Origin of the sequence: Filimonas lacunae, assembly GCF_002355595.1 — a bacterium.
Classification (GTDB): Bacteria; Bacteroidota; Bacteroidia; order Chitinophagales; family Chitinophagaceae; genus Filimonas; species Filimonas lacunae.
Genome location: NZ_AP017422.1, coordinates 1,255,077 through 1,278,493 on the forward strand (window position 1 = coordinate 1,255,077; position 23,417 = coordinate 1,278,493).

The 23,417-nt window shown below is 43.2% G+C and carries 26 protein-coding genes, 2 tRNA genes and 1 pseudogene; 7 read left to right on the top strand and 22 right to left on the bottom strand.

What is annotated here, in order from left to right:
• The first annotated feature begins 3 nt into the window (after positions 1-3).
• Positions 4-3,108, top strand: coding sequence for an efflux RND transporter permease subunit (locus tag FLA_RS05210; RefSeq protein WP_076382661.1), 3,105 nt, complete (start codon positions 4-6; stop codon positions 3,106-3,108).
• 176 nt (positions 3,109-3,284) lie between these two features.
• Positions 3,285-3,890 carry a TetR/AcrR family transcriptional regulator gene (locus FLA_RS05215; protein ID WP_076382660.1) on the top strand — a complete coding sequence of 202 codons (606 nt, stop codon included), beginning with the start codon at positions 3,285-3,287 and terminating at the stop codon, positions 3,888-3,890.
• A gap of 56 nt (positions 3,891-3,946) precedes the next feature.
• On the opposite strand, the gene FLA_RS05220 is transcribed toward FLA_RS05215, so the two are convergent.
• Positions 3,947-4,021, bottom strand: a tRNA-Val gene (locus FLA_RS05220).
• A gap of 136 nt (positions 4,022-4,157) precedes the next feature.
• Between FLA_RS05220 and aroQ the strand changes: the two genes are divergently transcribed.
• Both aroQ and FLA_RS05230 read left to right on the top strand, forming a co-directional pair.
• Entirely contained in the window at positions 4,158-4,604 is a 447-nt protein-coding gene (gene aroQ / locus FLA_RS05225; protein WP_231940396.1) for a type II 3-dehydroquinate dehydratase, read from the top strand.
• Between the two features lie 31 nt (positions 4,605-4,635).
• Positions 4,636-5,316, top strand: a complete 681-nt coding sequence (locus FLA_RS05230; RefSeq protein ID WP_076382659.1) for a toxin-antitoxin system YwqK family antitoxin — start codon at positions 4,636-4,638, stop codon at positions 5,314-5,316.
• Here FLA_RS05230 and FLA_RS05235 read toward each other — a convergent pair.
• From FLA_RS05235 to FLA_RS31930, 6 genes are all read right to left on the bottom strand, one after another.
• A complete protein-coding gene (locus tag FLA_RS05235; protein ID WP_076382658.1) occupies positions 5,291-6,103 on the bottom strand; it encodes a heme ABC transporter ATP-binding protein in 813 nt (270 codons plus the stop codon). The two genes, FLA_RS05230 and FLA_RS05235, sit on opposite strands and share 26 nt — an antisense overlap.
• The gene (locus FLA_RS05240) at positions 6,100-7,152 is read right to left on the bottom strand and encodes a FecCD family ABC transporter permease (protein ID WP_076382657.1); all 1,053 of its coding nucleotides are present in this window, start codon (positions 7,150-7,152) and stop codon (positions 6,100-6,102) included. Before FLA_RS05240 ends, FLA_RS05235 begins: the two co-directional genes overlap by 4 nt.
• Before the next feature lie 3 nt (positions 7,153-7,155).
• Positions 7,156-7,968, bottom strand: coding sequence for a heme/hemin ABC transporter substrate-binding protein (locus FLA_RS05245; protein WP_076382656.1), 813 nt, complete (start codon positions 7,966-7,968; stop codon positions 7,156-7,158).
• A 107-nt stretch (positions 7,969-8,075) separates the two neighbouring features.
• Positions 8,076-9,161, bottom strand: coding sequence for an HmuY family protein (locus FLA_RS05250; protein ID WP_076382655.1), 1,086 nt, complete (start codon positions 9,159-9,161; stop codon positions 8,076-8,078).
• A gap of 18 nt (positions 9,162-9,179) precedes the next feature.
• Entirely contained in the window at positions 9,180-11,243 is a 2,064-nt protein-coding gene (locus FLA_RS05255; protein ID WP_076382654.1) for a TonB-dependent receptor plug domain-containing protein, read from the bottom strand.
• Between the two features lie 160 nt (positions 11,244-11,403).
• On the bottom strand, positions 11,404-11,529 hold the full coding sequence (locus FLA_RS31930) for a hypothetical protein (RefSeq protein ID WP_262496041.1): 126 nt from the start codon (positions 11,527-11,529) through the stop codon (positions 11,404-11,406).
• Positions 11,530-11,728: 199 nt separating this feature from the next.
• Between FLA_RS31930 and FLA_RS05260 the strand changes: the two genes are divergently transcribed.
• A complete protein-coding gene (locus tag FLA_RS05260) occupies positions 11,729-12,943 on the top strand; it encodes a PepSY-associated TM helix domain-containing protein (protein ID WP_076382653.1) in 1,215 nt (404 codons plus the stop codon).
• 14 nt (positions 12,944-12,957) lie between these two features.
• Here the strand turns inward: FLA_RS05260 and FLA_RS05265 are convergent, their stop codons facing one another.
• The 4 genes from FLA_RS05265 to FLA_RS05280 all read right to left on the bottom strand — a co-directional run bounded on the left by FLA_RS05265 (position 12,958) and on the right by FLA_RS05280 (position 15,859).
• Positions 12,958-13,614: a hypothetical protein gene (locus tag FLA_RS05265; RefSeq protein WP_096510772.1), complete on the bottom strand. Its 657-nt coding sequence runs from the start codon at positions 13,612-13,614 to the stop codon at positions 12,958-12,960.
• A 153-nt stretch (positions 13,615-13,767) separates the two neighbouring features.
• Positions 13,768-14,961, bottom strand: coding sequence for a THUMP domain-containing class I SAM-dependent RNA methyltransferase (locus tag FLA_RS05270; RefSeq protein ID WP_076382651.1), 1,194 nt, complete (start codon positions 14,959-14,961; stop codon positions 13,768-13,770).
• A gap of 236 nt (positions 14,962-15,197) precedes the next feature.
• Positions 15,198-15,551 carry a VOC family protein gene (locus FLA_RS05275; RefSeq protein WP_084206550.1) on the bottom strand — a complete coding sequence of 118 codons (354 nt, stop codon included), beginning with the start codon at positions 15,549-15,551 and terminating at the stop codon, positions 15,198-15,200.
• Entirely contained in the window at positions 15,545-15,859 is a 315-nt protein-coding gene (locus tag FLA_RS05280) for a hypothetical protein (protein WP_144264191.1), read from the bottom strand. The genes FLA_RS05275 and FLA_RS05280 overlap by 7 nt, the downstream gene beginning before the upstream one ends.
• 25 nt (positions 15,860-15,884) lie before the next feature.
• Between FLA_RS05280 and FLA_RS05285 the strand changes: the two genes are divergently transcribed.
• Positions 15,885-15,958: transfer RNA gene (locus tag FLA_RS05285), tRNA-Arg, on the top strand.
• A gap of 616 nt (positions 15,959-16,574) precedes the next feature.
• On the opposite strand, the pseudogene FLA_RS32030 reads toward FLA_RS05285, so the two are convergent.
• The 11 genes and pseudogenes from FLA_RS32030 to FLA_RS05340 all read right to left on the bottom strand — a co-directional run.
• Positions 16,575-17,471, bottom strand: a pseudogene (locus FLA_RS32030) (recombinase family protein); the annotation flags it as partial.
• Positions 17,440-17,721 (bottom strand): hypothetical protein, encoded by a 282-nt coding sequence (locus FLA_RS05295; protein WP_076382649.1) that lies wholly within the window; start codon positions 17,719-17,721, stop codon positions 17,440-17,442. The pseudogene FLA_RS32030 and the gene FLA_RS05295, both read right to left, overlap by 32 nt.
• 7 nt (positions 17,722-17,728) lie before the next feature.
• Complete coding sequence (locus FLA_RS05300) at positions 17,729-17,956, bottom strand: hypothetical protein (RefSeq protein ID WP_076382648.1); 228 nt, start codon at positions 17,954-17,956, stop codon at positions 17,729-17,731.
• Positions 17,957-18,035: 79 nt separating this feature from the next.
• A complete protein-coding gene (locus FLA_RS05305) occupies positions 18,036-18,287 on the bottom strand; it encodes a hypothetical protein (RefSeq protein WP_076382647.1) in 252 nt (83 codons plus the stop codon).
• A 36-nt stretch (positions 18,288-18,323) separates the two neighbouring features.
• On the bottom strand, positions 18,324-18,974 hold the full coding sequence (locus FLA_RS05310; protein WP_144264190.1) for a hypothetical protein: 651 nt from the start codon (positions 18,972-18,974) through the stop codon (positions 18,324-18,326).
• 64 nt (positions 18,975-19,038) lie between these two features.
• Positions 19,039-19,302, bottom strand: a complete 264-nt coding sequence (locus tag FLA_RS05315; RefSeq protein ID WP_076382645.1) for a hypothetical protein — start codon at positions 19,300-19,302, stop codon at positions 19,039-19,041.
• A gap of 23 nt (positions 19,303-19,325) precedes the next feature.
• The gene (locus tag FLA_RS05320; RefSeq protein ID WP_076382644.1) at positions 19,326-19,694 is read right to left on the bottom strand and encodes a hypothetical protein; all 369 of its coding nucleotides are present in this window, start codon (positions 19,692-19,694) and stop codon (positions 19,326-19,328) included.
• 205 nt (positions 19,695-19,899) lie between these two features.
• On the bottom strand, positions 19,900-20,685 hold the full coding sequence (locus tag FLA_RS05325) for a hypothetical protein (RefSeq protein ID WP_076382643.1): 786 nt from the start codon (positions 20,683-20,685) through the stop codon (positions 19,900-19,902).
• A 63-nt stretch (positions 20,686-20,748) separates the two neighbouring features.
• Positions 20,749-21,024, bottom strand: a complete 276-nt coding sequence (locus FLA_RS05330; RefSeq protein WP_076382642.1) for a helix-turn-helix domain-containing protein — start codon at positions 21,022-21,024, stop codon at positions 20,749-20,751.
• Positions 21,008-21,868: a HEPN domain-containing protein gene (locus FLA_RS05335; protein ID WP_231940397.1), complete on the bottom strand. Its 861-nt coding sequence runs from the start codon at positions 21,866-21,868 to the stop codon at positions 21,008-21,010. The genes FLA_RS05330 and FLA_RS05335 overlap by 17 nt, the downstream gene beginning before the upstream one ends.
• Positions 21,869-21,956: 88 nt before the next feature.
• Positions 21,957-22,700, bottom strand: coding sequence for a sensor histidine kinase (locus FLA_RS05340; RefSeq protein ID WP_076382640.1), 744 nt, complete (start codon positions 22,698-22,700; stop codon positions 21,957-21,959).
• Between the two features lie 259 nt (positions 22,701-22,959).
• Between FLA_RS05340 and FLA_RS05345 the strand changes: the two genes are divergently transcribed.
• On the top strand, positions 22,960-23,394 hold the full coding sequence (locus FLA_RS05345; protein ID WP_076382639.1) for a helix-turn-helix transcriptional regulator: 435 nt from the start codon (positions 22,960-22,962) through the stop codon (positions 23,392-23,394).
• Positions 23,395-23,417 lie beyond the last annotated feature (23 nt).

Genomic DNA, 23,417 nt, shown 5'->3' on the forward strand with positions numbered 1-23,417 from the left:
GTAATGAAACTGACAAATTTTTCGGTAAAGAACTATCAATTTACGTTGGTGATTTTTCTTCTGGTAGCGGTAGTAGGGTTTCTTACCCTGTTCACCATGCCACGGTCTGAAGATCCCACTACTCATCCGCCTGAATACCTGATAACGGTTATCTATCCCGGCACCAGTCCGCAGGATATACAAGACCAGGTGGTAAAACCCATTGAGAACAAAGTGTTCCAGATGGATGATATAGAAAAGCTGTTAACCACTATAGAAGATGGGGTAGCGGTAATACAGCCTAAGTTTAAGTATGGGGTAGATGTAGATAATAAATACCAGGAGCTGTCTACCGAAGTAAATGCCCTGCGCAATAGCGGACTGCCTAAAGATATTCATCTGATTAAAGTAGAGAAGATATCAGCTTCTGATGTGAATATACTACAGGTGGCCCTGGTATCAGATAATGCTTCTGTAAAGGCATTACGGGATGAAGCGGATATACTAAAAACCCGCCTGGAAAAACTGACCAAGTTAAAAAAGGTGGAGTATGCCGGTATGCCGGAACAGCAGATACGGGTGGATATACAGGTAGATAAACTGGCCCAGTTACATATACCCATGGAGTTGGTACTGGGTAGTTTGCAAAGTGAGGCGGCAGACATTCCTGGTGGTAGCATACATCTCGATACCAAGGTATTTAACGTGAAAACCAGCGGTAAATTCAAAAATGCGGAAGATGTAGCCAATACCGTTATCTATAATGGCAATAACAAAATCATCTACCTGAAAGATGTGGCGCATGTAACATACAAGGCGGAAACGGTAGCGCATATTACGCGTATTAACGGCCATCGCTGCGTGTTGGTAAATGCGGCGCTGAAAGATGGGGTAAATATCGCTGCCGTGAAGGAAGAGTATCAGCCCATCCTGGACGATTTTGCCGGCAGTTTGCCTGCTAATATCAGTATGATTAAAAACTTTGACCAGGCCAATATGGTATCGCAACGGCTGGGGCATTTAGGATTTGATTTTACACTGGCTATTGTACTGGTGCTGATTACTTTATTGCCACTGGGCATCAGGGCATCCCTGATTGTGATGATTGCTATTCCTTTATCGCTGGCGCTTGGTTTAATTACCATGAACCTGTTTGGTTTTTCCTTAAACCAGTTAAGCATTGTAGGGCTGGTGGTAGCGCTCGGTTTGTTGGTGGATGATAGTATTGTAGTGGTAGAGAATATAGAGCGATGGCTGCGGGAGGGGCATTCTAAAAAAGAGGCGATATTGAAAGGAACGCAACAGATTGGCGCGGCAGTAATTGGTTGTACGGCCACCCTGATTATCGCCTTTTTACCCCTGGCCTTTTTACCGGACACAGCGGGTGAGTTTGTGCGTAGCTTGCCCATGGCTATTATCACCAGTGTACTGGCCTCTATGGTGGTGGCATTAACATTGGTACCTTTTTTAGGCAGCCGTATGTTAAAAACACATGCGCACGGCGAGGGTAATATTTTTTTACGCTACCTGCAAAAATTGCTCACCTGGTCTTACAAGCGTATTATGCCTGCGGCATTGAAGTGGCCTAAATTAACCATCCTGGTTTCTATAGCTATCAGTATGGCCGGGTTCATGCTTTTTTCAAAAACAGGTTTCAAATTGTTTCCTACTTCTGAAAAGCCTATGTTTTTGGTGAATCTGAAAATGCCGCTACAGGCCAATATAGAAGAAAGCAACCGTGCGGCAAAACTGGTAGAAGCTGAATTAAGCAAGCACAAGGAAATTACTTATTATACTACCAACGTGGGTAAGGGAAACCCGCAGATTTATTACAACGTTCACCAACAGGATATTAAACCAGACTTTGCGCAGGTATTGGTGCAATTGGCCGATCATGCCACGCCTGTTGAAAAAACAGAACTGATAAAAGAGCTGCGTGGCAGGTTTGTGAACTTCCCTTATGCGAAAGTGGAAGTGAAAGATTTTGAACAGGGACCACCCATTGAAGCAAATATCGTTATCAGGTTGTTTGGCGAAGACCTGACAGTATTGAGAGGACTTTCTTTCCAGGTAGACAGTTTGTTACGTAAACATCCCGGTACGGTGTATGTGAATAATGAATTGAATACGTATAAAACAGATATCAGAATTGTTATCAATAAAGAAAAGGCCCGCACGCTGGGCTTGTTTACCGGGGATATTGATAAGATGGTACGGCTGGCAGTTTCCGGTTTACCGGTGGGTGATTATATTGATGACCGTGGCGACTCCCGTAATGTCATTGTAACGGTAAGCAGGGATAAGTATGCCAACCTGGATGCCTTTAAAAACCTGTATGTAAATAATGTGAATGGAGTGCCCATTGCCTTAAACCAGGTAGCTACCATTTCATTTGAAACCTCACCAACAGCCATCAATCACTTTAACAAATCCAGGTTTGTGAAAGTGACCTCATTAACTAAAGAGCATGTGTTGGCCAATGATGTGTTAAAAGATATTATACCCCAACTGGATAAATTGAAAATGCCGCGCGGGTATTATTATAAGTTGTCAGGCGAAAAAGAAACCGAAGGCGATACCCTGGGCGGCAATTTCCTGTCAGTGATTCTGTTGAGTAATTTCTTGTTTGTAGGTATCCTGCTGTTACAATTTAAAACCTTTAAAGGAATTATTATTGTGCTGTCTATTATTCCATTAGGCATATTCGGTGGTGTAGCGGCGCTGTTAATGACGGGCTATCCCGTATCGTTGGTGTCTATCATAGGCTTTATCGGGCTTTCCGGCATCCAGGTGAAAAACTCGTTGTTACTGGTTGATTTTACCAACCAGCTGCGGTTACAGGGGTATAGTATCGATAAAGCGATTGGCATTGCAGGCGAAACACGGTTTTTACCGGTGGTACTTACTTCCATTACCGCTATCTGTGGTTTAATACCGCTGGCCTTTAACCCCAATCCGCAAATTGCACCATTGGCTATAGTATTAATTGGTGGCTTAATCAGCTCCACCATTTTATCCCGGATTGTTACACCGGTGATGTATAAACTAATTCCACCGAACCTGGAAAATAACGATGGCTATGTGGAGGGTGGTGAAATAAAGCCAGATGTAGATATACAGCATGCATAGGGAATGCATAAGAATAGCTGGGCTAAGTAATGCTTTTCAATATACATTGGACGGCTAACTGAAACAAAAAGGCTAATAGAGGGGCGCTGCGGACGTGTGGAAGGTGAGCGTTGTTGAAATGCCGTCAGTGGCCTCTCTATCTTTCATAAAGTCATATCTCTTTTAATAAGTAGCATATGAATAACATAGAAAAAAGAAAGCAACAAAGAGAAACAGCCAGGCTTCAGATTATTGATGCGGCGCTGAGTATAGTGCGCACCAGTGGCTGGCAGGCGGTTAGTATGCGTAAGATTGCAGAGATGATTGATTATACACCACCTGTTATTTATGCTTATTTCAGTTGTAAAGAAGACTTGTTGCATGCGCTTAGCCAACTGGGGTTTCTGAAGTTGTCGCGTTCTATGCAGATAGAAGCCAGGAGCGTGGTTACGCCGGTAGCACAACTGGAAAAAATGTGGTTGGCTTACTGGCAGTTTGCGTTGGAGGAAACGGCTTTTTACCAGCTTATGTTTGGTGTTGGAGCTTCATGCAGAAATAATCCTTTTGAGGCAGATGAGGCCGCGCGTATAGCTGAGGTGGTTACTCCCGTCATCAGCAAGGCAATGCTTGCTTCTCACGGAGGTGATGAAAATGCGGCCTGTAAATTTCATGCCTGCTGGTCGGTTACACATGGCCTCATTGCTTTACATTTTTTGAATAGGGGTACTGCCGATGCGTTTAGCAGGCAGGTGTTGGTGAGTACCATCAGGAATATTGTAGTGGCGGAAGTAGTGAAAGCGTAGCAGGCAGCGCCTGGCTGAAAATAAGAAAGCCTCAACATTTGTTGAGGCTTTATCTGTGGGAGCACACGGGCTCGAACCGCGGACCCTCTGCTTGTAAGGCAGATGCTCTAAACCAACTGAGCTATGCTCCCTTTTTTTGCTTGAAACCGTAAGGCTTCGTGCGTTTCGGGTTGCAAATATAGGAATTGATTTATTTCTTCCAAATTTCTTTTTTCAAATAATACCTACCCGTTGATATGCGTTTAAGAGGTTATCGCTTAGGTTTGTATGATGAAAATAGCTATTATCAACGGTCCTAATTTGAATTTACTGGGCACCAGGGAGCCAGGTATTTACGGAGATAAAAGTTTTGAAGCTTTTTACGAGCAGTTGAAACCGCTTTTTCCAGGCGTGGAATTCAGCTATTTTCAAAGTAATGTAGAAGGGGAGCTGGTGAACGAATTACAGCGCGTAGGCTTTGAATATGCGGGTGTTGTAATAAATCCGGCCGCTTATACCCATACTTCGGTGGCGATAGGGGATGCTATAGCAGCTATTACTGCCCCGGTTATTGAGGTGCACATCAGCAATGTTCATGCGCGTGAGGAGTTCCGCAAAATATCACATGTGTCGGCCAAGGCAAAGGGCACTATTTGCGGGTTGGGCATGAAAGGTTATGAGCTGGCGGTGCATTGGCTGGTGGCGAATGCCGGTGGCGTATTTAGCTATGCATAACAATATTCAATCTCTTAAAAGACGATAAACTATGAAATGGCTGTTGTTTTTATTGGTTTTTGCGCCCACCTGGGCTATAGGACAATGCAAGGTATACCGCATTGGCGCTAAAGGTGATACCTTAAACTGTGTAGATAAACAGGATCATAAGCAGGGCAAGTGGGTAGTGCATGTGGATGCGCTACGTGGAGAACCGGGTTATGAAGAAGAGGGCGTGTATAGAAATGACAAGAAAGAAGGGGTTTGGCGTTGCTATAACCTGAACGGAGATATTATTGCCCTGGAAAGTTATCGCTGGGGTAACAAAGACGGTGTATCGCGTTATTTTACTATACAGGGGCTGTTGCGGGAAGAAAGCTGGAAAGCTACCAACCCCGAAAATCCATACGATACCATTGAAGTACCTGATCCTATTGATCCTTATAAAGTGCAGATGAAGGTGATTAAGGTAGAAGGCAGCACCGTAAAACATGGCAGATGGCAGTTTTATGATCCTTCTTCCGGTATGGTAGCTAAAACAGAAAATTATTTTCTGGGTACACTGGAAGATCCGAATAAGAAATATTTATCCGCTAACACGGCTTCCGATTCTGCTATGCAAATCCGTAAAAAGCTGAGCGACGAGAATAAGCCTAAAGAGGTGGCTGACTTCGATAAAAAGAATTCAGGCAAAAAGAAATATAAGGTCAGGGAAGGCAGAGTGGGGTATTAACCTTGCTCACCGGCACGATAATAGGATGATCGTGCGCTTCGCTTTGTAAAATACTTACTTCTATACCGTATGCCTTTTGAATGGTGTGCGGTTGTAACACTTCGCTGGCAGACCCATCTGCCAGCAGTTTTCCATTCTGTAATAACAAAATATGGTGGGCAAACTGAGCGGCCAGGTTAAGGTCGTGCAGCACCAGTAGCACCGCATATTGCTGTTGGGCCAGTTGTCTGGCTTTGGTTAGCAGCATTTGCTGGTGTAGTATGTCCATGCTGCTGGTAGGTTCATCCAGCAGTAATAGCTTATACTTATTGTCATTGGTGGGGTTCCATAGCTGTGCCAGCACACGGGCTACCTGTACACGCTGTTGCTCGCCTCCAGACAGGGTTTGGAATGGGCGGCTTCTTAAGTGGGTAACTTCCATATCGTCCATGGCAGCGGTTACAATATCTGCATCCTGTGCTGTTGGGATGTTGCTGAAATGCGGATAACGGCCCATCATCACCACTTCTTCGCAGATAAAGGGCAGGCTGATGGCGTATTGTTGTGTAAGCACGGCACGTTGCCGGGCCAGTGCGGCAGGAGATATCTTATGCATGGGCTGGTTATCGAAATAAATGTCGCCGCTATGAGGTTTCATTTCTCCGGCCAGTAAACGCAGCAGGGTAGATTTCCCGGCTCCGTTAGGGCCTAATACCACGGTTATTTCACCTGTACGCAACTCAAATGATAGGTTACTGAGGATAGACCGGTTGCCGGCTTTAAAAGATATATTGTTAACACGCATCATGATGCCCAGTTTTTAATCACTTTTTTCTGTTTCAATAATAATGCTATAAACAGTGGGGTACCCAGCAGGGCCGTAATAATGCCAATAGGCATCTCTGCCGGTGCTATTACGGTACGGCTAAGGGTGTCGGCCAGCGTAAGCAGGGTGGCTCCTAAAAGGGCGCTATTGGGTAGTAAAGAGCGATGGTCGCTGCCGGAAATGCCACGCAGTATATGCGGCACTATCAGACCTACAAAACCAATGATGCCTGCTACCGATACGCAAGCGCCTACAGAAAGTGTGGAAAGAATGAGGACTGTGTTTTTTAAGCGCCTTACATTAATGCCCATGTGCATGGCCTCTGCTTCGCCAAGAGAGTAGGCGTTGAGCGATTTGGATGTACGGGGCAGCAGTATCAGCGGCAGCAGGATAAAAGGGGTAAGAGAGAGTACTACATTCCAGTTGGCACCGCCCAGGCTGCCTAATGTCCAGAAGGTGATGTTACGCAACTCTTCATTGTTGGCGGTGGAGATAATTAAACCAATAAACGCTTCGCATAATGTGCTGATGCCCATGCCAGCCAGTAGCATGGTAGTGGTAAGGGTTTTACTGCCCGACCGGGAAATGCGGAACACCAGTATGGACGCTGAACAGGCTCCGGTGAAGGTGGCCGCGTTTAACAAATAGTGTTTACTGATAGTATGATTGGCCAATGCAGGTATAGCAGGCAATACGGCTATCACCAACACTGCAAACAGGGAGGCGCCGGACGATACACCTATTAAACGGGCATCGGCCAGTGGATTGCGGAACAGGCCTTGCAGGGAAGCTCCTGCGGTGGCTAGTCCTGCGCCAATTAATACGCCCAGGCAAACACGGGGCAGTCGTATTTGTAATAACACGTTAGCCATGCCTTCGTTAAAAGGGATGGGTAGGTGAATGCCAAGTGCATCTGCTATGATAGCTATTACCTGCATAGGGGGGATATGCATAGCGCCCATCCCGGAGGAAAAGACGATGCTGGCTAATAATAGCAGTATTAATACCGGACGTACTATTGATTGACGCATGTTTTATTTCAGTTTGTTATAGAGTTCCTGTATAGCCTGTGGTAAACGGATGCTGAAGCCGCTGAGCAGTTCTCCATCCATACTTATTACTTTTTTGTTTTTACCGGCGTTGGTTTGTGCTACGCCCGGCATTTTTATTAAGCCATCCGCGCCGCCAATGCTGCCCAGGCCGCTGTCGAACATCAGTATTACATCAGGGTTAGCAGCTACTAATGCTTCAGATGACAGTGGTTTGAAATCGCTAAAGCTGGTCATCGCATTTTCGCCACCTGCCAGGGTAATCATTTTGTCTATAGAAGTGCCGGTGCCACTTACCTGCATGGCGCCTGCGCCTCGGGCGTAAATGAATAATACTTTTTTATGCAGGGCGGTTGTTTTAACAGCTGCCATTTGTTTGTCAAAGGTTTTTTGCAAGGCAACGGCTTTGGCGGGCTGGCCAATAGCGGCGGCTACCTCTGCTATCAGTTTGCGGGTGCCTGCAACGCTCAGGTCTTGCTTGAGGATAACGGTGTTTACTTTGGCTGCTTTTAGCTGCTCCAGTAACTGAGAATTTAACTGGTTGTCGAAGGTGATGACCATGGTGGGCTGTAATGACAATACGCCCTCGGCAGAGATGTTGCGGTTGTGGCCTACTTTGGTTTTGCTTTTTAATACTTCCGGGTAATTGCTGGTAACATCTACGCCCACGATTTGTGGTGCGGCATCCAGGGCGCAAAGTATTTCACTGATAGCGCCATTTAAGGATACAATACGTTGCTGTGCCTGCGTGGCCAGCGTGCTGAGTGTAATAACTGCGGTTAATAGTAATTTTTTCATATGTAATGAATGATGTATGATTAAAAAGCCGGCCCCGTGAAAACGAGGCCGGGGTGTACTGAAACTGTAACATTTACTCGCTTGTTAGCTTCAGTGAAAACTTTTTATTAAGAACCTTTTTTAACCAGTTTGAATTCAACTTTAGGTTTACCGCGGGTGCCACCATCTTGTGTAATAAAGCTGATAAACTTCAGTTTGTATACGTTGCCGGCTGCGTCTTTAATTACATAGAAGCGATCTGTTCTAACGCCTACTACCAAACCAGATCCGGGAGGAGCACTGGCAACGCGCCATTTGTCGGCTATTGCGGTTTTGCTATTGCTGAAAGTGGTAGAAGCAATACTACTATCAGTATAGTTGGTGTAAGCGGTATTACGTGCATCTGCATTGGCATACACCAGTTCTGCTGCGGTTACACCAGCCTGGTTATTGATATATACAAAGTCGGCAAATGGATAAGGGATAGTGCCGGATTTGTAGGTGGTATATGTCCACTCTAAATCCCATGCTGCTTTGGCTGGTTCCACGCTTGCAATAGCATTATTATCGAAAGATACATACTTGAAATTGTAGTTAGCATCTTTGCTGATGGTAATGGTTTTGATAGTAGTTTCAGACAGTTTTGCATATTGTAACTGGTAATCGCTGCCGCTACGGGTAATTTTTACTTTATACCAGTCTTTTTCGGCTGATGCAGAACCGTTAGTAGGCCTTATAATATATACATAGTTGTTGGCTTCAGTAGCAGAAATCTGTGCAATAACAGTGCTGTCCAGGTTTCCTTCTACGTTGTCTACAATGCTGAAGGTGCCTAAGCCCATGCCTAATTGCAAAGTAGTTTTAAATCCGGTAGTGTCAGCAGTGGTTACTGCGGTAATATCCGTTTTAGTTAATGCTTTAGCGGTAGCGCCAGTGGTATTGTTGATAATAACACGGAAATCATTGCCGGTATAAAAGCCGAGGTCCCAGCTTGTTCTGGCTATTGGCGTTTGGGTGGCGGTGCTAAAATCAAGGAATACAGAGTTGCCTGCTACAGATCCGGCTTCCGTGCTGATAATACCGTTTAATACATAAGCGGTATCGCCATCTGAAGGAGGAATAACCGGGGCTGATGTGGTATCGTCTTTACTGCAAGAAAATACGGATGCCGAAAGGCCGGCTAATAATGCAAAGGATAGGAGATTTCTTTTCATGAGATCTTATTTGGAATATTAATTTTTTGAAAAACGAAAATTGAGTCCTGCGAAATAGCTGCGTCCGAAGCCTGTTAATACGGGGCCGCCTGTACTATGCGCCTGCCCAACATCCAGGGATGAATTGGCTACACGTTTAACGCCGAACAGGTTTTTAATGCCAGCCTGCAAAGACAGGTATTTGAATATTTGTTTGGTAGCTGTAACGTCTGCCCAATGGTAAGCATATATTTTAGAAAGGTATATTTCACCGTTGTTGCTGTTAATAGCGTAGGTGGGTAATGCTCCGGTATATTTATAGAAAATGCCTAACTGTGCTTTTAATTTAGTGAATGAATAGCTGATGTTGCTATTTACTTCAGGCGTCCATGTAAATTCTGGCAGTGATTGGTCATTTTCTTTATACTGATTGTAACGGCCTATATAAGAAAAGCCTGCAGTAGCAGTAAGTTGCTTCCAGGTGATTGTATTCTCTAAAGTGCCGCCAGTGGTTTTGTATTTACTTACGTTAATGTAGGTGGTAGAAACAGGGGAGGTGGAGTAGTCATATGCATAATCTATAAAATCCTTGTAGGTGTTATAGAAAACGGATAATGCGCTATTAAACTGTATAGGTGCGCTTGTTTTGTTATGCCAATTGACTGACCCCATGAAGCTATTGGAGTATTCTGCTTTCAGATCAGGATTGCCTATGATATTGTGACTGGCATCGTTGAACAGAAAATAGAGTTCTCTTAATGCAGGTGCACGAAAACCTTTAGCATAGGAAAGGCGTACATCCAGTTGTTCGCTCAGTGCCAGGCGTGTGTTGATAGATGGAATAACCGGCGGGGCATCGTAAACAGAGTTTTTGCTTAAACGTACACCCGGACGTATGGTAAGTGCTGCAGCAGGTTTAATTTCTGCAGATGCAAACACGGAATAGTCTGTAATAGAAGGGTGGCCGTTGATACGTTGGCCATCACCTTTGTCGTTTTTAAATTCGATGCCCGGTTGAACAGATACTTTGTCTGAAATAAACCATTGCGCAGTGCTACGGAAAAACCAGGCTTTGAAACGTGAGATATCCCAGTATCCATCCCCTTCTGCAACAGTTTTTGTTTGGGCACGATAGTCTATAGAATAAGATGCTGTATTTCTTTGATAATTCTGGTAAGACAGGGAGGTATTCAGCTTTAATTGAGGGTTCAGCTGCCAATCGGTTTGCAGCTGGTGTGTGTAGCGATGAGTAATATAGTATTGATCAAAGCCTATATAACTGCTTTCGGACATGGCGCCTGCTGAAAACAATTCTTCGTGCAGGTAATCTAATCTATACCAGGCAGAGAATCCTTTATGCTGATATCCGAAGCTTCCGCCTCCCATCCATTGTTTTTTGGGTTTGGAGACTTTGGATGGATAAGGTAAACTATCGTTCCATCCACCAATATCATTTCGGGTAACATATCCGGAAACATTCCATTTACCACGTTGCCAGTTAACACTTACGTTTTCGTTGTGAATGCCTTTATCGGTGAAAGGAGCGTAGGTGTTGCCCATGGTTTCTTCCTGCACGCGCGCAGTAACCAGCAAGGATTGTTTGAGTGCTTTGTTTTTGCGTGTGATGATATTGATAACACCTGCCATAGCATCGGTACCATACACCACACTCATAGGGCCTTCTACAATTTCAATACGTTCTACACTGTTAATGTCAATCTGGCTAAGGCTTTGACGTGCCGCGTCGCGATCGACCAGGGGAATGCCATCCAGTAAAATTTTTACACGCTGACCACCCAATCCCATTAAGCTAATGTCTGTTTCACCTAATGTATAGTCAGTAGAAAAGCGAACGCCCAGTTCATTATTTAATACGCCGGCTATATCTGTGGCACCGCGCATTTGTATGCGTTGCTGGTTAATCACTCTTACTTTATATACAGAGTTGCGAAGTGATTGGGGTATATACTGTCCTGTAACCACTACCTCCTGTAAATGGGAAGCAGAGTCTTTATGATTCTGTGCCGATGCGTTTACAATTCCTGTCGTTAAAGCGGCTACGCTTACAGTAAGCGCACGCCATACCCCACCATATATGTGCATATATACTTAGTTTGTCTAAAGCTGAAATATTGTCGTGCAGAAACAGTGCACCAGAAGAGTGCGTAGCGAGTAAATGTGAATGCAAAAGTAGGAGCTGGTTGGTAGGGGAATTTATTAAATGCGTAAATCTGGTTACGAAATCGGAAAAACACCCTTTTCCTCATTCCGTAAACGCATTTCCCGATTCTGTAACAGTAGCTTGTGCTTGTTGCCGCACCTTTGCATTATAACTATCTTTTGTAGTATAATCTATCACTATCATCAATTTAAAGCGGGGTGTTCTCATCCTGCTTTTTTTGTTTTTGCGGCAGTTTTCCTCATTGCGTAAGTGCTTTTCCTGATAGTATAAATTAATACAGGTGTGTTATAGGAACTTTGTAATCACAAATGATGATGGTTGGTATTGCAACGCATGGTTTGTTGGCCGATAAAAGTGGAGTATTCGCCGTTGGCTTTACTTTGGGATTTTAGTTTTTTATTTGCGAATGCAAAAGAAGAAAAGAAATATTAAATACTGGATTCATCAGGCGCACCTGTGGTTAGGGTTTATTTCCGGACTGGTGGTGTTTGTGGTGGCGATTACCGGTTGCATTTTTGCTTTTCAGAAAGAGATAACGGAGGTAGTACATAAGGACAGGCTTTTTGTAGCAGTGCCGAAGAGTGCACATGCGTTGCCTGTAAGTGTGTTACTGTCTAATGCTAAAAAGGCGATGGGCGATTCGGCGGCAATTAATTTTGTTACTGCTTACAAGCAGCCTGATCGTACCTGGGAGTTTATGGCTTATGAAGCCGGCGATTCCAAAGCATTCTGGGCGATGAATACAATAAAAAATTACCGCAGTGTACACCTGAATCCATATACGGGCAAGGTAGCCGGGGTAACGGATTATAAATACGATTTTTTTGTTATCATCAAAAGCCTTCATTGGGGCCTGTTGCTGAATGATGTTTACGGACAGCAAATAGTAGGATGGAGTACAATGATTTTTGTGGTGCTGCTGATAACAGGTTTGGTGCTTTGGTGGCCTAAAAAATGGAATAAAGCAAATGCTAAGCAACGCTTTTCGGTTAAATGGGATGCCAGATGGCGAAGGGTTAATTATGATTTGCATAGTGTGTTTGGGTTTTATGCATTATTGATAGGTTTAGTACTGGCGCTTACGGGTTTAACATGGGCTTTTCAATGGTTTAATAAAGCAGTGTATACCGTGGCCGCAGGAACCAGTGCTTATCCGGAGCAAAAAACAATTACTTCTGTTGATTCAACAGTAGTCGCCACTAGCAATCCTATGGATATAGCCATGGCCAAAGCCTGGCAGGAAAGACCAGAAGTGGAGAGGATAGGACTAAATCCTGTTGTAGCCCATGGTGCAACTATCGATTTGTATTGTTATCGTGGTAAAGAAATATTTTACGATTATGATGCCATGCAGTTTGATCAGTATTCCGGCAAGCTGCTGCACATAGCAAATGCAAAAGACAAAAACAGGGGTGAAAAATTAACCGGCATGAACTACGATATACATGTAGGTGCTATTGCCGGGCTGCCGGGCAAGATACTGGCTTTTATTGCCAGTTTAATTGCGGCGAGCCTTCCTGTAACAGGGGTAATGTTGTGGTGGGGTAGACGTAATAAGTCATCTCACAGGCAAAACAAGACTACTCCGGTGTCGTCACGGTTAAACACCGGGATGGCATAATAACTATTGGACTATTAAGGTGGATTATAAAAAAGTAACAGGGCTGATATTCTTATCGGCCCTTTTTTATGCTTATTGATGTTGGGCGGTGTCCCATTGCGCACTGATACTGTCTGGAACAGCGGGTTCACCCATAATGATTTCAGGTGGCAAGGGAGCATTGATAGATGGGGTAGGGGTGCATCCTGTATATCCGCTATGGGTTGGCAAATATGGGCCGCGGTATCGCTGGGCGGGATGGGTCTTATATCCCCCATTATTGGATCCTGTATAACAGCTATCGTGTCTTTCGTGTTTGCATGCAGGGAGTCTGGTACTATCTGACCTGTTGTAGGAGTGGTATTGCAAGAGGTGGCAGTTAGCGCAAATACTGTAATGATAACAGCTGCAATTTTTTTCAGAAATGACAGGTTGGATTCCTCAATATGTTTTACCAGTGTGTGGGTGGAAGGACTTTCTGCTGCTGGTGCCAGTTGCTGAGCGGTAAACCGGCCGCATACTTTATGGCCTGCATTTGCCTGTAAATAGGTTGAAATGGCTTCTGTTTCCCATCCTGTAAAGTCTACTACTGTTTTACAGCAGGAAAGGCAGTGACGGCCCTGTTCGCGTTGTTGCATTTTATTCCAGTCTTCATGGCACGGATGGGGGATATGGATGGGAGAGGTTGACATAATGGTATTTTTATAGTAGGATGCAATGAAAGATGAAATTCCATAAACATGGATTCGTTAGTTATAAATAGAATTCTTCTCATCATCTTATTAATTATTCGTTTAATGTATTTAGAATAGGTGGTGGAAAGGGGAGAGCTCAGCGCAACCTGACTAATTAGCAGGCGGGGTAACTACTTCTTTTGATGCAGAACGAGTACCACTGTACAACTCATATTCCAGCAGGCGACAGTCAATAGTACTGTTATAAAACTCTATACGCCGTGTTGCTTTCAGGCCTATCTTCTTCGCAAGTTCGAGGTTGCCGGTAAATACATAGCCAAAATAGCCACGACATTTTTGTTTCATAAAGTCACCGATCCGGCTATATGTTTTTTCCAGCTCTGCAATTTCTCCCAACCGCGCTCCGTATTCAGGATTCACAAAAAAGACGCCGGGTACATTTTGTGGTACAGTTGTATCAGCAAAATCACAAATGGCAAATTCAATCAGGTTACCCACGCCGGCCGCCACTGCATTCTTACGGGCGTTCTCAATAGCTTTGGCGCTATAGTCGGTAGCGATAATACGAAGGCCTGGTATTTCTTTGATCTGCTCTTCCAGCCGGGCGTCTTCCTGCAGGTATACCTGCTCGTCATAACCCAGCAGGTGCATAAAAGCATAGTTGGTTCTGAACAAACCCGGCCTGCGGTTTGTGGCAATCATGGCAGCTTCAATAGCAATAGTACCGGAACCGCACATGGGGTTTACAAAAGGACTCACTCTGTCCCAGCGGGAAGCAAAAATAGTGGCAGCTGCCAGTGATTCCAGCATCGGCGCCTGACCAGGTATTTTACGGTATCCATGACGGGCCAGTGAATCGCCGGAGGTATCAACAAAGACTTCAGCGTTCTCATTTTTCCAAAACAAATGAATCACAGCACCTGTTAAAGCAGCACCTGTAGAAGGACGTGTTCCTTTTTTGTCGCGCAGCCTGTCTATGATGGCATCCTTCAGGCGTAGGTTGGCGTACATATTGTTGTTGATGCTGTCGTTGCTAACATTGCTGGTAATGGAAAAGTAACCACCATCGGGTAGGATATTTTCCCAAGGATAGTGGATCATGTTATTATATACATCATCAGCATTATATGCTTCAAAGGATTGAAGACTATACAGCACCTGGCTGGCACAACGGAGGTTTAGGTTAAGCCTGATACATTCGTTCACCGTTGCTTTTAATTTTACACCGGTAACAAAAGTATCTATCAGGTCAAAGCCAAGCTCCTTTACTTCTTGTTCCAAATAAGGCATAGTCCACTTATGGCAACTGATGGTAACATTTCCTGGTGTGGTGTATATGTTCATGCTGCAAAATGCAGAATTTCAGACTGGTAATAGCAAAATGGGAGGAAAATAAAAACAACCGTATCGAAATTCCGCTAATATGCGTGACTTGCAAGCGTAAAAACAAAGAAAGCGATGCGCAAAAAGTTGCGGAGTAATCATTTCAGGACATGACGATTCCTTTTTCAGCAATGTTGGAGGCGGACTGGCCTTCTCCACTTGTTACTTTTCTCCATCAAAATAAGCAACGGTTTAACCTATTCGCTTTTGTATAATTCCACTTTCCTGCCATCCGGGTCAGTTATAATGGTCATATATCCAAAATCGGTAGCTGCTGGCTCTGTAAACGAAACACTATGCAACAAAAGCTCCTGAACTACTTCATTAAAATTATCCACTTCTAATCCCAATCGCAGCTGCTTATCCGCTTCTGTCTGCCCTTTCTTCAATGGATATATTTCCAGTACTGCCGGCCCTATATAAGCAGAATAATGATAAGGAGCGTTTCCATGCTGGTGGTACTGAAATTCCAGCCCCAGCAGACTATAAAAATCAACCAGCCGTTTCATATCGGCCGTTCTTATTACCAGTAGCTTTATATTTTTTACCATTTCACAGAATAAAAGGTTTTCTTCATTTTGTGGAAGTACTTTTCTTTATCGGCGTCATTGGATAAAAACACCAGCGCTTTGCCATCTTTATAGATAAAAGCACAAAAAAGATGCTGGCTTATGCCGGCAACAGAATATACGATAGCTGCTAAAGCTAAAAACAGTGGTTTAGGATTCATTCTACAAATGACTGCCAAAGCCTTGAAAAGCCCAAATGAAAATTGTAAGTGAGTGGCACTCAACATTTTTTTGAAAAAAATGAGTAAAATTTTTGCAGTATTAAAAATCGCCCTATATTTGCACTCCAATCAACGCAAAACGCCGGTTGGAAACGGCTCCTTAGCTCAACTGAATAGAGCATCTCACTACGGATGAGAAGGTTTCAGGTTTGAATCCTGAAGGGGTCACCCAGTCGGACTGGCTTCCATAATCGGAAGCCAGTCTTTTTTTTGCCCCGCCAGAACCCGCGCCCAGCTTGCGTATCACATCTACCACCTCATTTAATTCTGTGGTTCGATATTCATTTTTTTCAAAAATTAATTTACCGGTATATATCGAACCAATGATCTTCTGTTTTACCGGCAAAGAAGAACTTTGATAATACCTGGGCAGATTCCGAAGCAGGTCTGCCGCTCCCTTTACATAGTCCATCAGGTTGCTGCCTATCTGCGATAATTCCCGTTTTTTACGCTCTAATTGCTCTATCGCTGGCTCATACCTTCCTTTCATTTCCCGGTAATCCGTTGCGCTTAATTCGCCATCCAACATAAGCTGTTGGGCATTCTTAATCCGAAGCCGGTTTTTATCTATTTCAGCTTGTATTTCAACGGCCATGTTGCCTTCATTCTTACAGGCTTTCTGATAATGATCTTCCATTACTGCTTCAAACAGCGTGATATACTTATCCCGGATAGTTACTTTGGCTAATTCTTTAATAAAGGCGCTATTAGCATCTTCTGCCTTTAAACGTTCCTTGCATCCAAACCCACAATGATAATAGTAATAAATGCCGCCATTACCTTTAGAAGCACTACCGGTTAGATTACGGCCACAGCGCGGACATTCTAAAAAGCCGCGTAAAGGGTATTCTTCTCTTGCCGAGTGCCTGGATACTGATTTTCTTTTTTTGCCATCTAAAATATCCTGCACTTCATAAAATAGCGCTTCACTGATAATAGGCTCATGCAGACCGGGAACCAATACCGCTTCTTCATCTTTGTATGCCGGTATAAATATCTTACCGTAGTAAATAGGATTGCGTAGCAGATACCAGATGTTGCTTCTCCCTATATCTAATCCCTGCTTTCTCGCGGCCCTCCAAACATCTTTCACAGTAAGTACACCTCTGGCCACTTCCTCAAACACCCATTTTACCACCGGGGCAGTTTTGCTGTTGTGAATAATCACCGGCTTATTTAATTCATTACGGGCGTTTTTATAGCCTTTAGGAGCGCCTGTTACATGCCGCCCGTCTTTCATAGCCCTACGCATACCGGCAATAGTATTGAGCGAACGGCGATCATTTTCTACTTCTGGTGCTGCCAGATAGAAAGCCAGCATAATCTTATTTTCCGGTATGCACAGATCAAGCGGCTGTTCAATCGCCTGTGGTTCTACACCCAATTTATTTAACCGGCTAATCATCATATAAGCATCACCAGCATTACGGCTAAACCTATCCCATTTCAGAAAAAGCAATAAGTTGGCTACACCTTTGCCCTTTTTTAAAAATGCCAACAGTTCGTTGAATGCTGGCCTTTCAAATGATTTAGCGGAATAGTCTTCCTTGTAAAAGCCTACCACCTCAATATTATTATGCTGGCAGTATTGCTTTATGCGCTCCTCCTGGTGTTGTAAACTATAGCCCTTTTCACTTTGTTCATCCGTACTAACCCGCACGTAAATAATCGCCTTTTTCATTTTCGGTTATTTTATGTTGTTCCAGGTAAATTAATCTGGCGTGCTGTTTACTATATTGATACTCTTCCAATCCTATAGCAGCTAGCCGGTAAAAGAAATCTCTGATTTTCAGAATATCTTCATCACTCAATTCTTCGCCTTCTTCCTCTAATATTTGGCGGCATTTAGCAATGGAGATCCTTGATTCATCATTTGTCAGGTGTGGTTCATTTTCACTCCATCTGGGCAGCTTTATCACTTTTGATTTCATAGGAGCTTCATTTAAAATGTACACCTTTTATACTTGTTACAGATTTGTCTAATAATTCATTGGCTAACAGTTCAAAAGGTTGAATAATTTGAGCCAGTTCTGCATTAGCATAATGCCCCAAGCCAGGAAAAACCACTAATCTGCAAATAGTTAAAGGCTCTTTTTTAGGGTTGATTACATCTGTGTATTTCACATAGGCTTCCGCAGTTTGAATAGACGCTGTGATTACTTTCATAGAACATTGTTTAGGGTGAGTTTTGAAGGAAAGCTACCATCACTGTTTATAGTGGTTGTGATGGTAGCTGTAAAAGGGGTTAATCTTCGTCCTCATCATCGTCATCCTCCTCTTCCTCATCATTTTCATGGTAGTCTGAAATAATATCCTCTACCTCATGAATGGCATCCCTTTGCCCCTTTTCATATTCCACTTCAAAAACAATAGCGTGATCCGCTTCTTCTGTTCCGATTATCGTATTGGTAATATCCTCTCTTAAAAACACATCAGATACCTGTATCAATACATCTACAGGAACATGGATTTCTTTTTTAGTGATAATGGTGTTCATAACATTGTTGTTTTAAATGTTTAAGATTGAAAATGCTTATTCTTTAAAGTTAAGATCACTAAATTTTGCCAGCGGCACCATACCAGCCAGCGTAAACCGGCACGCTATCAGTGACGCTTTGCGGGCACGTGTTAAGCGTAAGCGAGTGTTTTGGTGGGGAGTTACCGCCTTAGCTGTTATTGTTATCTTTTGAGCCAGTTCCTTAATAGTGTTGGAATAAGGATAACTGGCTGGTAACTTTCTAAACTCAGCAGAAGCCAGGATATTATTGAATGCTTCTTTGAGCGCATCTAACGTTGCATAGTTGACGGCGGGTAGATTGCTTAATCTAATCAGATTCTCCAACAGGCAGCGTAACCGGATGCTGACCCACTTTACGGTAGGAAGCGTATAACTGCTCCAGTATTGTTGTGGATGTTGAAACATAACCAGATGCCCACTGTTTAGGCAATCATCTATCTCATTAATAAGAGAAGAGTAGATGTGCTCATATTCTTCTTTGTCTTTCAGTGATTCTTTAACAGGTTGGGCAACAATTGCTGCCTCTTCTTGCTCCTGTAGTGGAGCCAATAAATCCGTTTCTTCTGCACTTTCTATTCCTGCCAGCAGCAAGCCATTGCGTTTATAAAACGACAGTTGTTTACAATTGTCACTACAATATTTCCGAGTACTTCTTTGAGCTTGCATGGCTTTTCCGCAGTATTGACAAGTGGTTGACATGAACGTATGAGTTGATGATAAAGGTGCCGATTTACATTTCGTAGGTGGCATCTAGCGGTGTCCCTTTGACGTAATAGCCATAGTCGCTCAGTATGCCTTTGATGTTTTCCATAGCCTTTTGATGTTTAGACAATCCAGTCTGCTGGCTTATCTGTATTAACAAGCTACCTTCCCGGTCATTAATGCCTTCTACTTGCCAGCTAAGGTTATTGTCCAGCAGAATATGTACCACCTCCAGAAATACATCTATAGGGATAGTATGGGAACTGCTTTGTTGTTGAGTTGTTTTTTGCATGTGATAGGTGTTAACGTATAGGATTAATCTATGACTGATATTCCTGTCGTGGCGTTATTGGTTGTGGTACTCAATTGCTGCTGCTTATACCGCTTCTTTATTTTTTTAACCTGTTTCCTCAAACGTTCTGATTTCGGGTTACTGGACTGCTGTTGTTTCTGTGTAAACAACCAGTAAGCCAATAAACACAAGCCGGCAATTACTATAAGGGGATTCGATAGCAATTGATAAATCTGTTTCATTCCCTCTTTGCCTTCTGGCATCACACCTGATAACTGATTTAACCAATCTTTCGGTGCAGTTTCAGTTGATTTCGTTTCCTTGCCCTGCGCAGATTCGTGTACGGGTGTTGTACCGGAAATAGAAGCTTCCTTTGTTGTTCCTGTTTGCATAAGCCTGCATGTTATGTTTAGCGGTAAACGATAATGCGGCATTGCGCTTACCGTTATATATGCAAAGCTATGGCCGCAAGAAGGGCTGGTATCCCCCTATAGGGGTACCTATGTTTCAAAAAAAGTTTCCTTAAATAGAGTTTATCGTTAAACGGGCAGGCGTAAAACGGTAAGGCAGCAATGAAATGCTTTATTAATGGGCTGTTTACTTCTTGAATCGCTTGGTTTCGGCCTGAATATCGTTATCAATAATGGCAAGCGCATTTTGCAATTGCAAAGCGGCAAAAAATGGTCGTATATATTTCAGATCAGCCACCAGTTGTTCCCCTGTTTTATGATCGGGCATTTTTGAATACTTCTTGTAGATGTCTGAATTTTGCAGATTGGTCAATTTTACGCCAGTCAACAGGTGCGCCAACCTTACCACATCACTAATATTTCCGTTATTCCGATGCCCTATACCAAACCCAGCTTTTAGCAGATAGTATATTGTTAAAAGCTGGCGGTAGCGGGTAGCTTCTTTATCTAGTTCTTCGGCAGATAGGGATAAGACAATTGCAGACACACCCTGGCTCTCTGGTTCGGCCTTTAAGTACAAATGATACCTCGCTCTATCCAGAACATTATGGCAGACTTGCAGGAACTGACCTATTTCGTTTACCGTTAAGCCCTGTTCTGCCGGGGGCAGGCTATTATATACTCCTGTTGAATAAACGGCTTTCTCAACCAGCACCTCCGTATAATAGAAATAAACCTGAAACCGCTTTTCGATATAAGGCTTTAGCTTTTTACCATAACGACTTAACAGAACCTCTTCCCGTTCTCTGTATTGATGCCAGAACATATCCGTAGTAATCTCCTCCTGCCGGGCAAGATTCAGTAACTGTAATAAATGTTCTGTAATAGCAAGCTGTTCGGCAGGCTGATATTCTTCCATTATAGCATCATAATCTTTCACAAACTGCTGTGCCAGCAAAGGGACAACTTGCATACGTGACGGGTGTAAAGCGGGTTCTTTCGTGGGCATACTCTAATTTAATCTATTTGTTAGGTATTACTTGTTCTGTTTTTTGCCATCAGGAAAGCCCTTAAATAAAATATCGTCCACTTCCACACCGTAATACTTAGATAGCTGCCACAATTTTTCGAGTTTAAAATTGTACAATCCCTTTTCCATACGGCTAAGTGTTGTAGAAGCCATATGTATCTGGCTGCCCACAGTTTTTAGACTTTCTTTACGTGCCTTACGTAGTGTGTGCAGGTTCCGGCCTACAATAGCAAGATGTTGCTTTAGCTTGCGTTGTATCTTCGGACTAAGGGGCTTTCTCATAGTTTACTTGTATGGGGAAGGTTAACGCCAGTTGCTTGTCCAGTTCCTGTACCTTTTGGAGGTAAAGCTGTTCGGCGGTATTCAATAATTCCTTTACCCTGCCCATTAAAATAGCTACTTTTTCAGCCGGTATTGTATAGTCTTCCTTATAACGAGCTTCTGAATAAGCACGGTTTAGCAGGTTAAATAGCTCTTTTTCTTCTTTGGTAAAGCAGGGAAAAATGGTAGAAGGCTGATAACTGCAATTTTCGATTAATGCCAGTAACCGGGAAAGATTATGTGAGGTGGATCTATAACCGGTCAATACCCGCAACATAGCCATACAGGAATGTTGGGCAGATTGATGTAAGTTAAAAACCGCCTGCTCCGGCCAGTTATCCCGTTGGCAGTCGGTAGCTGCTTTGAGAAAACGTTTTGCTGTAGTAGAGCACTGTCCCCAATGAGCTTCTATCTTGTTTTTGATTTCCTGAATAGTTAATTCTAGTGGAAGTACAGGTGAAAGCAACCTGCCACTGCTATATACAGATGCCGCTTTACGGTAAACGGCAGTGTCAAAACGGTAACCTTTTTCCACCCCTTCCTGGAAAGTTGTGAATTGTTGCACCATACAGGTGATGTCGCAAGCCAAAGCAGTCGCCTGTTGTTCTATTAACTGGACAAGCTCATATTCCGGCCTTTTTTCGCTCTCGCTGATAAGTATCAACAGGTCGTATGTGGTTGGAAATTCCGTATCCAGATAGCCGACTTCTTCCCAGAAACAACTCCAGTCCTGCATAATAGTAGTCCGGTAGCCTAAACAGAGTATTAATTCCGGCTGTATCAGTTTCACTATTTTCTGGATCAAAGTGGACAATTGGAGGATTTGTTCTTTAGAAAGATGTAGCAGGTCATTGCACATGGGTAACGTTTTCATTGTAGTTAGAGGATATAATTTAACGGTAAACGGGTACAAATAGGGTAAAAACGGTATTGCCCTGGTGGCTAATTACGGTTAGGCTACCTCTTAAAGCCTGGGCATATAGATTACTGAGGTATAATCCCAGACCGGCACCAGCAAATCCCTTGTCTAGCTGTTCATAGGGCATAAACAGCCGTTCTGCCTTTTCCGGCGGGATGCCAATACCATCATTTATGACCTGAATAGTTATACCTGTGGTCATTTTGTAGCATTTAACCTGGATAGTCGTTTCGCGGTGGCTGAATTTAAGGGCATTGGAGAGCAGGTTTTGAACGATTTGCCCCAGCTTTACCTCGTCAGAAGTGATAGTTGCATTTTCCAATGATGGGTCAAATGTCAGGCTGATGCTTTTTTTCTGTTGGGTGGCACTCGCTTTAAAGGTGCTTATCAGAGTAACAATCCATGTTTTGAAACAAAATGGGGCATATATAACAGTAATATTCAGCTTACCGTTATGAATTTTTACGGTATCAAGCATATTATCTAAGACATGCAGAGTTTCCAGGGTGGTTGTTTCTATTGCCTGGAGAAAATCGTCCCTTTTCTCGCCGTCCCTTATAAACAGGCAAGCCTGAACAGTGCCGGCTATCTGGGCACGTAGTTCATGGGCAAACATGCCGAGAAACAGTTCTATGGTGTGGTTAGAGGTATTTCCTCCGGTGGGTACGGCAACAAGTGAATGTGGCGATAAGGAGTTGTTTTTTGATGTTTCTGGCATACATGGTAGGTTTTATGGTGTGAAGCGTAGCTGTAGCCCAACAAAAGGATCTAGTTGTATTCTACTATTAGGCTATTGTCAAGCACTTGATTCGGGTAGTAAATTACCATAGCCGCTTCCCGTAGCTTACCAAGGTTACCTGTGCGTTAACAAAAATTAGTTGTATTTTACCGATAGGTTTGTTGGAATAAGCACTTGTACCATACCAATCGAAACTTAGTATATTACCAAATTATTCGTTTTCAATATATTTGTTGATATGATTACTACCAGTATGCCTGAAAAAGTACACCAAGGACGCGCAGTAAAACGCCTTAGAGAAATCCTGCATATTAAACAGGAAGTATTAGCTGACGCTCTTAATATTAGCCAGCAAAGTGTTTCTTTATTAGAAACTAAAGAAACAATTGAACCGGAACAGCTCGAACAGATTGCTAAAACGCTAAAAGTACCGGTTGATGCTATTAAGAATTTTAATGAAGAAGCTCAGATTTATAATATACAAAACAATTATGAAGGAGCATCCTACAATAAGGTCAATGAAGTTGGCATTGCTTACAACTGCACCTTTAATGCTCTCGATAAATGGGTAGAAGCTGTTGACGAAATAAAGAAGCTAAATGCTGCGCTGCTGAAAGAAAAAGATGAAAAGATTGCTTTGTTAGAAAAGATATTAGCAGATAAAAGAAAATAGAAAATTAATCAATGTATTAAGGC

What these genes read in the sequence shown, in the direction of transcription:
- FLA_RS05310 (WP_144264190.1), bottom strand. Translation starts at nt 18,974, where the DNA reads ATGCAAGCTCAAAGAAGTACTCGGAAATATTGTAGTGACAATTGTAAA.
- FLA_RS05230 (WP_076382659.1), top strand. Translation starts at nt 4,636, where the DNA reads ATGAAATGGCTGTTGTTTTTATTGGTTTTTGCGCCCACCTGGGCTATA.
- FLA_RS05265 (WP_096510772.1), bottom strand. Translation starts at nt 13,614, where the DNA reads ATGTCAACCTCTCCCATCCATATCCCCCATCCGTGCCATGAAGACTGG.
- FLA_RS31930 (WP_262496041.1), bottom strand. Translation starts at nt 11,529, where the DNA reads ATGAGAACACCCCGCTTTAAATTGATGATAGTGATAGATTATACTACA.
- FLA_RS05245 (WP_076382656.1), bottom strand. Translation starts at nt 7,968, where the DNA reads ATGAAAAAATTACTATTAACCGCAGTTATTACACTCAGCACGCTGGCC.
- FLA_RS05315 (WP_076382645.1), bottom strand. Translation starts at nt 19,302, where the DNA reads ATGCAAAAAACAACTCAACAACAAAGCAGTTCCCATACTATCCCTATA.
- FLA_RS05235 (WP_076382658.1), bottom strand. Translation starts at nt 6,103, where the DNA reads ATGATGCGTGTTAACAATATATCTTTTAAAGCCGGCAACCGGTCTATC.
- FLA_RS05215 (WP_076382660.1), top strand. Translation starts at nt 3,285, where the DNA reads ATGAATAACATAGAAAAAAGAAAGCAACAAAGAGAAACAGCCAGGCTT.
- FLA_RS05345 (WP_076382639.1), top strand. Translation starts at nt 22,960, where the DNA reads ATGATTACTACCAGTATGCCTGAAAAAGTACACCAAGGACGCGCAGTA.
- FLA_RS05320 (WP_076382644.1), bottom strand. Translation starts at nt 19,694, where the DNA reads ATGCAAACAGGAACAACAAAGGAAGCTTCTATTTCCGGTACAACACCC.
- FLA_RS05275 (WP_084206550.1), bottom strand. Translation starts at nt 15,551, where the DNA reads ATGGTAAAAAATATAAAGCTACTGGTAATAAGAACGGCCGATATGAAA.
- FLA_RS05295 (WP_076382649.1), bottom strand. Translation starts at nt 17,721, where the DNA reads ATGAAATCAAAAGTGATAAAGCTGCCCAGATGGAGTGAAAATGAACCA.
- aroQ (WP_231940396.1), top strand. Translation starts at nt 4,158, where the DNA reads ATGATGAAAATAGCTATTATCAACGGTCCTAATTTGAATTTACTGGGC.
- FLA_RS05270 (WP_076382651.1), bottom strand. Translation starts at nt 14,961, where the DNA reads ATGAACATATACACCACACCAGGAAATGTTACCATCAGTTGCCATAAG.
- FLA_RS05305 (WP_076382647.1), bottom strand. Translation starts at nt 18,287, where the DNA reads ATGAACACCATTATCACTAAAAAAGAAATCCATGTTCCTGTAGATGTA.
- FLA_RS05250 (WP_076382655.1), bottom strand. Translation starts at nt 9,161, where the DNA reads ATGAAAAGAAATCTCCTATCCTTTGCATTATTAGCCGGCCTTTCGGCA.
- FLA_RS05260 (WP_076382653.1), top strand. Translation starts at nt 11,729, where the DNA reads ATGCAAAAGAAGAAAAGAAATATTAAATACTGGATTCATCAGGCGCAC.
- FLA_RS05325 (WP_076382643.1), bottom strand. Translation starts at nt 20,685, where the DNA reads ATGCAAGTTGTCCCTTTGCTGGCACAGCAGTTTGTGAAAGATTATGAT.
- FLA_RS05330 (WP_076382642.1), bottom strand. Translation starts at nt 21,024, where the DNA reads ATGAGAAAGCCCCTTAGTCCGAAGATACAACGCAAGCTAAAGCAACAT.
- FLA_RS05210 (WP_076382661.1), top strand. Translation starts at nt 4, where the DNA reads ATGAAACTGACAAATTTTTCGGTAAAGAACTATCAATTTACGTTGGTG.
- FLA_RS05240 (WP_076382657.1), bottom strand. Translation starts at nt 7,152, where the DNA reads ATGCGTCAATCAATAGTACGTCCGGTATTAATACTGCTATTATTAGCC.
- FLA_RS05340 (WP_076382640.1), bottom strand. Translation starts at nt 22,700, where the DNA reads ATGCCAGAAACATCAAAAAACAACTCCTTATCGCCACATTCACTTGTT.
- FLA_RS05255 (WP_076382654.1), bottom strand. Translation starts at nt 11,243, where the DNA reads ATGCACATATATGGTGGGGTATGGCGTGCGCTTACTGTAAGCGTAGCC.
- FLA_RS05300 (WP_076382648.1), bottom strand. Translation starts at nt 17,956, where the DNA reads ATGAAAGTAATCACAGCGTCTATTCAAACTGCGGAAGCCTATGTGAAA.